Source organism: Saccharothrix sp. S26 (genome assembly GCF_021390395.1).
Lineage (GTDB): Bacteria > Actinomycetota > Actinomycetes > Mycobacteriales > Pseudonocardiaceae > Actinosynnema.
The window spans coordinates 120292-133600 of sequence record NZ_JAJUWT010000017.1; the positions used below are offsets into that span (position 1 = coordinate 120292).

At 71.8% G+C, this 13309-nt stretch carries 9 protein-coding genes; 7 read left to right on the forward strand and 2 right to left on the reverse strand.

The features are described from left to right. Positions 1-107 precede the first annotated feature (107 nt). The 3 genes from LZG04_RS41975 to LZG04_RS26570 all read left to right on the forward strand — a co-directional run bounded on the left by LZG04_RS41975 (position 108) and on the right by LZG04_RS26570 (position 5253). Positions 108-1196, forward strand: coding sequence for an ABC transporter ATP-binding protein (locus LZG04_RS41975; protein WP_267937930.1), 1089 nt, complete (start codon positions 108-110; stop codon positions 1194-1196). A gap of 338 nt (positions 1197-1534) precedes the next feature. After that, entirely contained in the window at positions 1535-2704 is a 1170-nt protein-coding gene (locus tag LZG04_RS26565) for an esterase family protein (protein ID WP_233821632.1), read from the forward strand. Between the two features lie 5 nt (positions 2705-2709). After that, the gene (locus tag LZG04_RS26570; protein WP_233821824.1) at positions 2710-5253 is read left to right on the forward strand and encodes a bifunctional lysylphosphatidylglycerol flippase/synthetase MprF; all 2544 of its coding nucleotides are present in this window, start codon (positions 2710-2712) and stop codon (positions 5251-5253) included. Positions 5254-5271: 18 nt separating this feature from the next. Here the strand turns inward: LZG04_RS26570 and LZG04_RS26575 are convergent, their stop codons facing one another. Beyond that, on the reverse strand, positions 5272-6477 hold the full coding sequence (locus tag LZG04_RS26575; protein ID WP_233821634.1) for a glycoside hydrolase family 5 protein: 1206 nt from the start codon (positions 6475-6477) through the stop codon (positions 5272-5274). Between the two features lie 343 nt (positions 6478-6820). After that, positions 6821-7177 (reverse strand): STAS domain-containing protein, encoded by a 357-nt coding sequence (locus LZG04_RS26580; protein ID WP_233821636.1) that lies wholly within the window; start codon positions 7175-7177, stop codon positions 6821-6823. Positions 7178-7515: 338 nt separating this feature from the next. On the opposite strand from LZG04_RS26580, the gene LZG04_RS26585 reads away from it, so the two are divergent. The 4 genes from LZG04_RS26585 (at position 7516) to LZG04_RS26600 (ending at position 13128) form a co-directional block, all read left to right on the forward strand. Continuing rightward, positions 7516-11670 carry a SpoIIE family protein phosphatase gene (locus LZG04_RS26585; RefSeq protein ID WP_233821638.1) on the forward strand — a complete coding sequence of 1385 codons (4155 nt, stop codon included), beginning with the start codon at positions 7516-7518 and terminating at the stop codon, positions 11668-11670. Then, a complete protein-coding gene (locus LZG04_RS26590; protein ID WP_233821640.1) occupies positions 11670-11987 on the forward strand; it encodes an STAS domain-containing protein in 318 nt (105 codons plus the stop codon). Before LZG04_RS26585 ends, LZG04_RS26590 begins: the two co-directional genes overlap by 1 nt. A gap of 201 nt (positions 11988-12188) precedes the next feature. Further along, positions 12189-12557 (forward strand): STAS domain-containing protein, encoded by a 369-nt coding sequence (locus LZG04_RS26595; RefSeq protein ID WP_233821642.1) that lies wholly within the window; start codon positions 12189-12191, stop codon positions 12555-12557. A 133-nt stretch (positions 12558-12690) separates the two neighbouring features. Further along, the gene (locus LZG04_RS26600) at positions 12691-13128 is read left to right on the forward strand and encodes an ATP-binding protein (RefSeq protein WP_233821644.1); all 438 of its coding nucleotides are present in this window, start codon (positions 12691-12693) and stop codon (positions 13126-13128) included. Positions 13129-13309: the final 181 nt, after the last annotated feature.

A 13309-nucleotide genomic window follows, 5' to 3' on the forward strand; every position in this document is an offset into this window, starting at 1 on the left:
TCCGCCGAGCGCCCAGGGGGTGCCGGGCAGGAGCCATGACAGATGTCATGGCGCGATCGTGACGGTTGGAAGCCGGTCCGACCCGGCCGGGATCGCAAGCTCCACCCATGACACACGCAACAGCCGTTCGCGCCGGAGCCGCACTGGCGATGCGCGACCTGCACAAGGCGTTCGGCGAGGTCCGGGCGGTCGACGGGGTCGACCTCACGGTGTCCCCGGGCGAGGTCGTCGCGCTGCTCGGCCCCAACGGCGCGGGCAAGTCCACGACGGTCGACATGCTGCTCGGGCTGTCCACGCCGGACCGGGGCGAGGTGACCGTGTTCGGCCGCACGCCGCGCCAGGCGGTGGCCGAGGGCGTGGTCGGCGCGATGCTCCAGAGCGGCGTGCTGCTGGACGACGCCACGGTCGCCGAGACCGTCGGCCTGATCGCGGCGCTGCACCGGCGGCCGCTGCCGGTGGCCGAGGTGCTCGACCGGGCGGGTGTCGGTGAGCTGGCCGACCGCCGTTGCACGAAGCTGTCCGGCGGCCAGAAGCAGCGGGTGCGGTTCGCGCTCGCGCTGGTGTGCGACCCGGACCTGCTGGTGCTCGACGAGCCGACGGTGGCGATGGACGTGGAGACCCGCCGCCAGTTCTGGCAGTCGATGCGCGAGTACACCGGCGGCGATCGGCAAGACCGGGGCGCGCACGCGGGCCGAGGCGGTCCGGGTCGCGGAGGACAACGGCTGGCTCTGACCACGACCGCGTGCGGGCCGCGCTGGGAGCGGAGTTCCTGGTGCACGTCGAAATCGGTGCCGCGCCCCGCAGGTCAACCGCTCACGGTGCCGGCCGTGGTCGCCGCGATGGTCACGATCGGCGCGTCGGCGCCGGCCACCGGGCTGACCGCCGCGGACGGCCGGGGTGATCTCGCCACGCCGGCGGCCGTCGGCGCGTCACCGCGGTTGCGGCGGGTGCTCTCGTTGAGCCGGTCCGGTGTGATCGCCGGGTCGGGCTCGCTCCTCGGGGCGGCCGTGGGCGTCTCCACCGCCGTCCTGACCGCGCTCGACCGGCGCTTCGCCGACCTGTGGCCCGCACCGGTCCCGTTCCCGATCGCGGTGCCGTGGGTGGAGGTCGGCGTCCTGGTGGTCGTCGTGCCGCTGGTCACGATGGCGGGCACCGGCCTGGTGACCCGGTCCCGGCTGCCCGTCGAACGGCCGTGACTCCCGGCTCGGGCGGGCATTTCCCGCACCGCCGGGCTGATTGTCGGCGGGACGGCGTTCGGGTGCGTGCGTGGCGAAAACATTGCATTCTCTTCGGCGTCGTCACGCTCGACACGTCAGGTTGACGGACTGCGGAACGGGGGGTAAATCTCCTGGGAGGGGCCTCGATCCCCGGTGTGAACCTGAAGATTTCCTGATGAACGGAACACATGCCCAGCCCACTGGACCTGTCCCTGGTAAACGGGCCGATCCCTGTAGTCGCCACCGCTGCCGGCGCGATCGCGTTGATTTCTCTGACAATTCGGAAGAATCGGACGTGGTGGACGCGGGTCGTCCCGGTGGTGGTGCCGGTGTGCGCGGTGGTCGTGGCGGGGCTGGTGTTCCTGGTCGACCACGTGTGGAAGCCGTGGCCCGAGCCGCTGCCCGCGATCCTGGCCGTCTGGACGGGCGCGGTGCTGGTGGCGGTGTGCCTGGCCGCGGCACGGCTGCGTGCCGCGCGGTGGTGGTCACGGGTGCTGAGCGCGGTGCTGGTGCTGGTCGTGACGGCGAGCGCGGTCACCGCGGCGAACGCGTTCTTCGGCTTCTACCCCACGTCACGGGCCGTGCTCGACGCGCTCACCGACAGCCGGGTCGACCTCGACGAGGTCGCGCCGCCCGCGTCGAGCGTGGTCGAGGTGCCCGCGGGCGGCAAGCTGGCCGACGTGTGGCGCAAGCCCGCGGACCTGCCCGACCGCGGCACGGTGTCCGAGGCGAGCATCCCCGGCGGGTTCCCGGCCCGCCCGGCGTGGATCTACCTGCCTCCCGCGTACGCGGCGACGCCTCGCCCCCGGTTGCCGGTCGTGGTTCTGCTCGCGGGCCAACCCGGTTCGCCGCGCAACTGGTTCGACGCGGGCCGGCTCGCGGACAACATGGACGCGTTCGCGCGCGGGCACGACGGGCTCGCGCCGATCGTGGTCGTGGCCGACCAGCTCGGCTCGGAGACGGCGAACCCGCTGTGCCTGGACTCGAAGCTGGGTCAGTCGGAGACCTACCTGGCCCGCGACGTGCCCGCGTGGATCAAAGGGCGGCTCACGGTCGACGACCGCCGCGAGGCCTGGACCATCGCGGGCCTCTCGCAGGGCGGCACGTGCTCGCTCCAGCTCGCCGTGCGCGCGCCGGAGGTGTACGCGAACTTCATCGACCTCTCCGGCCAGCGTGAACCGTCGCTCGGCACGCGCGCCGAGACCGTGCGGGCCGCGTTCGACGGTGACGAGGCGGCGTTCGCGCGGGTCAACCCGATGGACGTCCTGGCCCGCGAGCGGTTCCCGCGGACCGCGGGCGTGATCGTCGCGGGCTCCGGCGACACGTCCTACCGCCAGGCCGACGCCGAGGTGTTCGACGCCTGCCGCGCGGCCGGCATGGACGTGGTGTGGAAGGAACTGCCGGGAGGCCACGACTGGAACGTGTGGCGAGCCGGTTTCTACGACTCCCTGCCGTGGCTCGCCGCGCGGACGGGGCTGAGCGGGTGACCGAGATGCCCCACCGCGCGCGTCCGACCCGGGAACGTCCCGCGCCCCATCCGGCCGGGGAGGCGACGAGCGTCCCCGCCGACAGTGCGCCGACCGCCCTCGCCCGCGTCGTGGGCAGGCTCAGCCGGCTGGTCGGCCTGCTGTTCCGGACCGCGCCCCTGACCTGCACCGCGCTCGTCGTGTTCTGGACCGTGGGCGCGTTGACCGGCGCGTTGGGCGACCCGAACGACGACCTGCTCGCCGTCATCGGCTTCGGCACCGACACCCCGCTGTGGACCGCGCTGTCGTCGGCGCTGTGGTCGATGGACCTGACCGGCTACGTGGCGACCACCGTGCTCCTGCTGGTCTTCGGCACGCTGGCCGAGCGTGAGCTCGGGCCCCTGCGCACGGCGGCGATCTTCCTCGCCTCCCACCTGATCGGCGTGTTCCTGGGCTCGGGCTTGGTGCTGATCGGCAGCGACATGGGCTGGACGTGGCCCGACTCGCTGGTGGGCTCGGTCGCGGCCGGGCCGTCGTTCGGCGGGGTGGGGCTCGCGCTGGCGCTGACGTTCCGGATGCCCGTGCTGTGGCGGCGCCGCGTCCGGCTCATCATCGGCTTGTCGGTGCTGGTGCTCGCGCTGTACTCCGGGTGGCTGGAGGACCTGCTGAGGCTGGCGAGCGGTGTGGTCGGGCTGCTGATCGGCCTGCTGTTCCTGCGCGGTGACGCGGACCGCAGACCCCGCACGTTGGCCGAGACCCGGGTCCTGGTCGGGCTGCTGGTCGCGGCGTCGGCCCTCGGGCCGGTCGTGGTGATGATGTCGCCGTTCCCGAACGGCCCGCTGTCGTGGTACTCCGACGTGGTGGCGGTCGTGCAGCCCGCGCAGGAGGACGTCGACGCGGTGTGCGGCTCGGACGCCGTCGAGCTGTGCCGGACCATGACGATCCAGCTGTCCTACGGGCGGCTGCCCGCGCTGGTCATGTCCCTGCTGCCGGCGTTGCTGCTGCTGGTGCTCGCCGAAGGGCTGCGGCGCGGGCGGCGGTTCGCGTGGTGGTCGGCCATGGTGTGCAACCTGGCGCACGCGGGGTTCATCGGGTGGTACGTCGCCGAAGCCGTGCAGATCCGGGACATCGGCGTGCTGGAGAACGTGTTCTCCTACAGCGTCCCCATCGTGGGACCGCTCGCCATCACCGTCGTGCTGCTGGTGACGCGCCGTCGCTTCACCGTGAAGCTGCCCCGGCACGCGATCGGCAAGTTCTGGCGGTTCACGCTGGGCAGCGTCGGGCTGCTGTCGGCGCTGTACGTCTTCGGCGGGTACCTGGTGCGCGAGGAGTTCACGCCGGAGCCGGGGTTCGCGCAGCTGCTCGCGGACCTGCCCAAGCGCTTCCTGCCGCCGGGCTACCTGCTCGGGCTGGTCCCGTTGCAGTTCGAGGCGAACGGGTTCCTCGGCACGCTGCTGTTCGAGTACACCGGCGTGGTGTTCTGGCTGATCGTGCTGGTCGGCCTGCTGATGGCGTCGTGGCGCGCGTGGCCGTCGTCGTCGGCGGAACGGGCGGCGCACGCGGGCGAGCTGGTGCGGCGGTACGGCGGCTCGTCGTTGTCGTACATGGCGACGTGGCGCGGCAACCAGTACTGGTTCACCTCGGACGGGCAGACGGCGATCGCGTACCGGGTGGTGGCCACGATCGCGCTGACCGTCGGCGACCCCATCGGGCCGGCGCGGGTGGACGCCGTGCGCGGGTTCGCCGAGTTCTGCCAGGAGAACGGCTGGACGCCCTGCCTGTACAGCGTCGACGCCGACACGAGGGCCATGGCGGAGGGCCTGGGCTGGTCGGCGGTGCAGGTCGCCGAGGACACCGTGATCGAGCTGGACGCGCTGCGGTTCACCGGCAAGAAGTGGCAGGACGTGCGGACGGCGTTGAACAAGGCGGCCAAGGCCGGCATCACCGCCGAGTGGTGCACCTACGCCGACGCGCCGTACGCGATCACCGACCAGATCCGCTCCATCTCCGCGGAGTGGGTGGCGGACAAGGGCCTGCCCGAGATGGGCTTCACGCTCGGCGGCCTGGAGGAGCTCACCGGCGACGGGGTGCGCTGCCTGCTCGCCGTCGACGCCGACCGCACCGTGCACGGCGTCACGAGCTGGCTGCCGGTGTACGCCGACGGCGAGGTCGTCGGGTACACGCTGGACTTCATGCGCCGCCGCGCCAACGGGTTCCGCGGCGCGATGGAGTTCCTGATCGCCTCCGCGGCCTTGGAGCTGAAGGCCGAAGGGGTGCGGTTCCTGAGCCTGTCCGGCGCGCCGCTGGCCCGGCTGGACCGCGGCGAACGCCCACGCGCCCTGCAACGGGTGCTCGACCTCACCGGCCAGGTGCTGGAGCCGGTGTACGGGTTCCGCTCGCTGTTCGCGTTCAAGGCGAAGTTCCAGCCGACCTACCGGCCGATGTTCATGGCCTACCCGGACTCGGCCGCCCTGCCGCGCATCGCGAACGCGGTCAGCCGCGCCTACCTGCCCCACGTCAACGTGCGCCAGGGCGTCCGCCTCGCCACCAAGATGATCACCCGCTCCTGACCGCGGCGGGCCCGGCCGTCAGCCCCGGACGCCGGTCATGATCGCGTCGATGATCCCCTGCTGCGTCACGGCGTAGGAACGGCGGTCGAACAGCCCGAACCCGTACCGCCCGTTCACGCCGTTGTCCCAGTAGACGGTGGCCGCGCCGTACTTCTTGGACGTGGACACGATGGCCCGCGCGAAGTCGGCGCGGTACCTGTTGTTCGACGAGTCGAACGAGGTCTTGTCGATCGAGCCGTACTCGCCGACGACGACCGGGTACCCCTTCACGACGAACGCGTCGTACATCAGCTTCAACTGGGCGTCGAGGTAGTCTTCCTGGCCCCAGGTCGACCGGCGCGACGGGTTGGTGGCCCCGCGACCCCATTGCGTGATGGTGCCGTTCTCCTCGCCGGCGAAGTCCCACGGGGAGTAGTAGTGGACCGAGATCATGATCCGCTTCTCGGTGCTCGGGATGCCGGGGGAGCGGTACTGGTCGGTCGGCAGGCGGAAGCCGTAGTTGCCCGCGGTGTAGTCGATGTTCGTGTTCCACCCCGGCACCAGCAACCACCGGGAGCTGTTGTTCCCGCCGGCCCGGCGCACGGTGTCGACGAAGATCTGGTTGTAGTCGTTGATGTTCGAGTAGCACGGTTGGGTCGGCCGGCCGTACTGCCCGTCGAACTCCTCGTTCATGGATTCGAGGATCAGCCGCTGGTCGTAGTTCTGGAACCGCTGCGCGACCTGTTGCCACACCTTCTGGTACTTGGCCTTGATCGTCGTCTGCGCGGACGAGTCGCAGATCAACCACGAGCCGTTGATGGTCTTGTAGCCGTCGCCGTGCATGTTGACCAGCACGTACAGGCCGCGGTTGTAGGCGTAGTCGACGACCTGTTGGATCCTGTTCAGCCAGGACGCGTTGATCGTGTAATTGGGGCCGGGGCCGATGTTGTTCAGGTAGGAGACCGGGATCCGGATCGTCTTGAACCCGGACGCCTTCACCCGGTCGATGAGGGCCTGCGTGACGGTCGGCAGCCCCCACGCCGTTTCGCTGGGGTACCCGTTGGCGTTGGCCTCGAGCTGGTTGCCCAAGTTCCAGCCCGCGCCCATGTCGGCGACGATCTGCGCGGCGTTCAGCTGCGCCGTGGCACCGGCCGACGCCTGACCGGTGGGACCCGATACCGCTACGACGACCGCCGATATGGCGGCGAGCAGGCTGACGCCGATCTTCCTGGCCTGGGAAACCATGGGTGCTGCCTCTCCGGTGTGAAGGTGTGAACAACCCCGTGCCGTTGTTCCCGTGATTCGATTCCTCGTTCGACGCGGTGTCGGCTGCGCAAGCGCGCGGACCAGCGGTTCCGTGGTGGCCGAACTCGCCGGTGGGGGCGTGAGGAGTCGGTCGACTGCGAACGGAAAGCGCTTTCCGAAAAGGGACTGTAGCGCGGGCGGTCGAAAAGCGTCAAGGGATCACCCGACACCGTCCGCCCGTGACGCGACGACCGTGATTGTCGAATTCGTGGTCGAATTGGTCGAACGGGCGGCCGGTCGGCATTCCGCCGGGATCAGCGGGCCGGGTGGGGCAATTCCGACGTCACGAGCGCTGGGCGTTGACGGCGTCGTCCACGGTGGGGTGGAGGGGCAGGATCTTGTCCAGCCCGACGATCTGCAGCAGGCGCGTCAGCTCGCGGCTGAGGCCGGCGAGGGCGAAACGGCTGCCGGCGGCCTGTGCGCGCTGGTAGGTGGTGACGAGCAGGCTGATGCCGGTGGAGTCGCAGTATGCGAGGTCCGTCGCGTCGATGACCAGACCGGCGTCCCGGGCGAAGGGGATGGTGTCGAGCACCTCTCGCACCTGGCGGGTGGTGTGGTGGTCGAGTTCCCCGACCACCCGCAGCACGGTGGGTCCCGCCGGGTGGGGGTCGAGGGCGACGGTGAGGGGCTGGTCGGTCACCGGGTCTCCTGTGCTGCGGTTCGGGCTGGTCGTCATCAGAAGGGAGAGGAGCGAGGGCTCCTGCGCCGGGATCAGGTCTCCACGATCGCCACCGCGGCCGCACGGCAACCCGGGCTCACGGCATCGATCCGCCGCCGTCCGTCCGTCATGCCGCTGTCCGTCCCATCCGAGTGCCGGCTCGCGTCCGCAGTTCGCGCACGGGCGTGCGCGCACCTGGGACGGCTGACTTATTCTACGGCCTTCTCACCGGCCTGCGGTGGCCGGCAGTCGCCGGGGACCGCGAGCGCCGGGTGGGCGGATGCCGACGGTGGTCGGCATGGACGAAGGGGTTTGCGGTGATGCGTTCCGACGACGCCGGGCACGAACCGCGACCGGCGGGAGTCGACGTGTTCGCCGTCGACGACGAGGTGGGTCGGGACCTCGCCGCGGTGGACTGGCGGGCGAGCCCGCTCGGTCCGCCGGACGGCTGGCCCCAGAGCCTGCGCACGGCCGTGAGCATCCTGCTGTCCTCCCGCTTCCCCATGTGGCTGGCGTGGGGACCGGAGCTGACGTTCTTCTGCAACGCCGCGTACCGGCGGGACACGCTGGGACGCAAGTACCCCTGGGCGCTGGGCCGCCCGGCGGACGAGGTGTGGGCGGAGATCTGGGGCGACATCGGTCCCCGGATCGACACCGTGCTGACCACCGGCAAGGCGACCTGGGACGAGGCGTTGCTGCTGTTCCTGGAGCGGTCCGGGTACCCGGAGGAGAGCTACCACACGTTCTCCTACAGCCCGCTGCGCGACGACGCGGGTGTCGTGGTCGGCATGTTGTGCGTGGTCAGCGAGGACACCGAACGCGTCATCGGCGAGCGGCGGATGGCGACGCTGCGGGACCTGGGCTCGGACCCCAGCGTGGTGCGCACCGAGCAGGAGACCCTCGCCTTCGCGTGCCGGCAGTTGGACCGCAACCTGCGGGACCTGCCGTTCACGTTGACCTACCTGTTCACCGGGGACGGCTCCGCGCGGCTGGCGGGCTCGACCGGGATCGCCGCCGGGCACCCGGCCGGTCCGGGGACGTTGCCCGCCGACGACCCGGACGGGCCGTGGCCCCTGGCGGCCCTGGCCCGGGGCGAGTCCGCGCTGGTGGAGCTGGACGGGCCGGCGTTCGCCGGGTTGCCGAGCGGGGACTGGCCGGATCCGCCCGTGCGGGCGCTCGTGGCACCGCTGCAACAACAGGGCGGTGCGCCCTACGGTTTCGTGGTGGCGGGGCTGAACCGCTACCGCCCGTTGGACGAGGGGTACCGGGGGTTCGTCGAGCTGGTCGCCGGTCACCTCGCGGCGGGCATCGCCTCCGCCCGCAGCTACCAGGCCCAGCAGCGGCGGGCGGAGGAGCTGGCCGAGCTGGACCGCGCGAAGACGGCGTTCTTCTCCAACATCAGCCACGAGTTCCGCACGCCGCTCACCCTGATCATGGGGCCGGTGCAGGAGCTGCGGGACCGGCTGGCGGAGTCGGAGCCCCGGGCGAGCCAGGAGCTGGCGATCGTCCACCGCAACGGGTTGCGGCTGGGCAAGCTGGTCAACACCCTGCTGGACTTCTCCCGCATCGAGGCGGGACGGATGCAGGCGAGCTACGCGCCGGTCGACCTGGCCGCCGTCACCGCCGAGCTGGCCAGCGTCTTCCGCTCGGCGATCGACAAGGCGGGACTCGCCTTCGAGGTCGACTGCCCGCCGTTGCCCGAACCGGTCCACGTCGACCTCGGCATGTGGGAGAAGGTGGTGCTCAACCTGCTCAGCAACGCGGTGAAGTTCACCTTCCAGGGCTCGGTCGGGATCTCGGTGCGCGCCGGCGAGGGTGAGGCGGTGGTCACGGTGACCGACACCGGCATCGGCGTGCCGTCGCACGAGATGCCGCGGCTGTTCGAGCGCTTCCACCGCATCGAGAACGCGCGGTCCCGCTCCAACGAGGGCAGCGGCATCGGGCTCGCCCTGGTGCGGGAGCTGGTGGGCCTGCACGGCGGCACGATCACCGCCGACAGCGTCGAGGGCGAGGGCACCCGCTTCACCATCCGCCTGCCGTTCGGCTCGGCCCACCTGCCCGCCGACGCCGTGTCGGACGCCGCGAACCCCGCCGCGGTGTCCGCCACCGCCGACCCGTACGTGCAGGAAGCGCTGCGCTGGCTGCCCACGGCACCGGGCGATACCGCCTTGGCGCACGTCAGGGACTCGAACACCGGCGCCGCGACGGCCCCCGCGGTGGCCGCGACGGTGCTGGTCGCCGACGACAACGCCGACATGCGCGAGTACCTCACCCGGCTGCTGTCGGGCGGCGGCTACGAGGTCCACGCCGTCACCGACGGCGTCGAAGCGCTGGAGGCGGCCCGCGCCCGGATCCCGGACCTGGTCGTCAGCGACGTGATGATGCCCCGCTTGGACGGGCTGTCGCTGGTCGCCGCCCTGCGCACCGACCCGCGCACCGCGGCGGTCCCGGTGCTGCTGCTGTCCGCCCGCGCCGGCCAGGAGGCGTCCATCGAAGGTCTCCGGGCCGGTGCCGACGACTACCTCGTCAAGCCGTTCGCGGCGGTCGAGCTGCTGGCCCGGGTCCGGGCGAACGTCGAGCTGTCTCGGCTGCGCAACCACCACGCCCGCTGGCGGACCGCGTTGATCGACTCGTTGCAGGAGGCGTTCTTCGTCTGCGACGAGGACGGCGCCGTGGTGGAGATCAACGCCGCGTTCACCGACATCCTCGGCTACGGCCCCGAAGGGCTGCCCTACACGCCGATCCACCCCTGGTGGCCCGACGCCGACACCGACCCCGAGGCCCACCGCCAGGTCGCCGACGCCTTCTCCGGCCTGCTCGGCGACGGCCGGGGCAGCTGCACCGTCCCGGTGACGCACCGGGACGGCCACCCGGTGTGGGTCAGCGTCATGTTCAACCCGGTCCGCGACCCCGACACCGGGCGCACCGTGGTCGTGGGCACGTTCCGCGACGTCACCGCCGAGCACTACGCGATCCAACGCGACACCGCCCTGGCGGTGCTGAGCATGCGGTTGTCCGCCGCGCCCAGCCTCGCCGAAGCCCTGTCCGGGGCCCTGGACGAGGTCAAGGACCTCTGGCGCGCGCCGCGCGTCCTGGCCGCCGTCTTCACCGACCGCGACGAGCCGTCGTTGACCGCCACCGACCCCGTGTCCTGGGCTGAGCTGCCCGAACAGCAGCGCGCGGACATCAGCGCACTGCGGGGGCGCCCCGCGCTGAGCCCGGCCGCCCGCGGCGCCACGGGTACCGGCGTCACCCTGGAACACCCGGACGGCGTCATGGTGCTCTGGCTGGACCTGGACGACCGCCGCCCCTTCACCGACCAGGACGAGCTCCTGCTGTCCGTGCTGGCCGGCCACCTCGCCCAGGGGCTCACCCGCGCGCACCAGATCGACCAGCAACGGGAAACGGCACTGGCGCTGCAACGCGCCATGCTCGGCCCCGTCGAGCTGCCCGACGGCTTCGCCGTCCGCTACGAACCCGCCGCTCGACCGCTGGAGATCGGCGGCGACTGGTACGACACGGTCGCCCTGCCCGACGGTCGCATCGGGATCGTCGTCGGGGACTGCGTCGGCCGCGGCCTGAAGGCCGCCGCCGTCATGGGGCAACTGCGCAGCGCCTGTCGCGCGCTGCTGTTGCAGGAGACCGGCCCCGCCCGGACCCTCATGGCCCTCGACCACTTCGCCGCGGGTCTGCCCGGCGCGCTGTGCACCACCGCTTTCTGCGGCGTCCTGGACCCGGCGACCGGTCACCTGACCTACTCCAGCGCCGGGCACCCGCCCGCCATCCTGGCCCATCCCGACGGCACGACCCGGCTGCTCGAAGAGGGGCGCTCGACCCCGCTCGCGGTGAGGCCGGGCGTCAACCGCCCCGAGGCCGAGTGCACCCTGCCCGCCCGCGCCACCCTGTTGATGTACACCGACGGGCTCGTGGAGCGCCGCCGTCGCCCGCTGACCGAGGGCATCGACCAGGCCGGCGCGGCCGTGCAGGACGGCCGCGACACCGCTCTCGACGAGCTCGCCACCCGGGTCATGGACCGGCTGGCCCCCGCCGGGGGTTACGACGACGACGTCGCCCTGCTGCTCTACCGCCACCCGGCCCCGCTGGAGCTGACCTTCCCGGCCGAGTCCGCCCAGCTCGCACCGGTCCGCAGGACCCTGCGGAGCTGGCTGGAACAGTGCGGGCTGCCACCGCAGGCCATGCAGAGCGTCCTGGTCGCCGCCGGCGAGGCCTGCGCCAACGCCATCGAGCACGGCTACCGCGGCACGACGCCCGACGAGGTGCGGCTGAGGGCCGAGGCGCTGGTCGGGGACCTGTACCTGACCGTGGCCGACACCGGCCGCTGGAAGACGCCCCAGCCCGAGCTCAACGCGCACCGCGGGCGGGGTGTCGCCCTGATGCGGGCGCTGATGCAGCGGGTCACCATCACCCCCGGCCCGGTCGGCACGACCGTCGACATGCACTTGAGGATCCCCTGATGACCACACCGCTCACGCTGACGCCCGACCGCGGTCCGGACGGCACCACGACCCTCACGGTCGTCGGCGAGATCGACATGAGCAACGCGCCCGCCCTCACCGCCGCGCTCGACGACCTCCCCGGACGGATCCTGGTGGACCTCACCGGGGTCGAGTACCTCGACAGCGCCGGGTTGAGCGTCCTGTTCGCCCACGCCGACCGCATCGAACTCGTGGCCACGCCGCTCCTGGCCCCGGTCATGACCTTCTCGGGGCTCAACACCGTGACCACGATCCACGGCTTGGCGGATTCGACGGAATCTGACGGGCGGCCGTAACCAATGCGGGTCGCGAGGCGTTAAGAGAACGTACGGCGGGATGTCGTGCCTCCTCGGCATGCCGTTGGCACGTGATCAGCGTCATGGTTTGAACCGCCGAGGATCGCTCGACTTGCGCACTGTCCGCCGCACGCGCGTTCCACAGCGGTCGATGCCGTCCGGCGACTATGCCAAAGGCCGTCTACCGGCGATGATGTAACCGTGAACGCTCCCGACGCGCCCACCTTTGGGCTCACCAGCAACAGTTACGGCGACGCGACCGTGGTCAGCGTCACCGGCGACATCGACATGTCCAACAGCGACGCGTTGAGCGAGCGCTGCCTGGAACTGATCGACGCCGGGGTGGGCGCGTTGGTGCTCGACCTGTCCGGGGTCACCTTCTTCGCCTCCTCCGGGATCGCCGCGCTCGGCCGGATCCGCGTGCACAACGCGGCGAACCGGGGGCGACCGGTGCACGTCGTGGCGAGCCGGAGCGTGCGGCGCTCCCTGGAAGTGACCGCCATGGACAGGTTGCTGCCCCTGCACCAGACGTTGGACGACGCGCTCAAGGCCGCCGCCGACGGCCAGTGACGCGGGGTCCGCGCCTCGCCGTGCCGTGGTCCCGATCGCCGGCAGACCACATCGGGTGATCACGGGCGCGTGTCGTCGATCGACCTCAGGGGTATCAGGTCACGACACCGAGCCATCGTGAGGAAGGACGACCGTGATCACCGGTGGGGAGAACCCGAACCAGCCCGGATCCCGATCCGCCGAGCCGCCCGAACCCCTGGTCCTGGAACTGGAGGATGACGCTCCCGCGCTGGCGGAGGTGCGGCGGTGGACCGGCGAGGCCCTCGCGGACCTGACCGCGGACGAGGTCGCCGACGCCCAGTTGGTGGTGTGCGAGCTGGTCGCCAACGCGTACGAACACGGCCAACACCCGCTGTACGTGCGGCTTCGGCGCACCCGCGACCACGTCCGGGTCGAGGTGACCGACCTGTCACCGCAGGTGCCGGTCGTGGGTCGGTCCTCGGTCCGCGTGACCCGGGGTCGGGGGATGGTGCTCGTCGACCGGTTGTCCCGGCAGTGGGGAGCCGTGCGCCACGCGGTCGGCAAGACGGTGTGGGCCGTGCTGTCGCCGCCGTCGCCGGCGGCCGGCTAGCCGATCCACGCGCACCCGGTGTCCTCGGGACACCTGCCGCGGAGCGGCGCTCCAGCGCGGTCGTGCACGGCGACTGCGCCCGCGTCACCCGCGGCGGACGCGGGCCGGTCCGCCACGGCGCACCGCGCTTGCCGTTCGCCGGTCGTCGTGCGCTGATGAGGCCCCGGCGGACCGGGAGCGG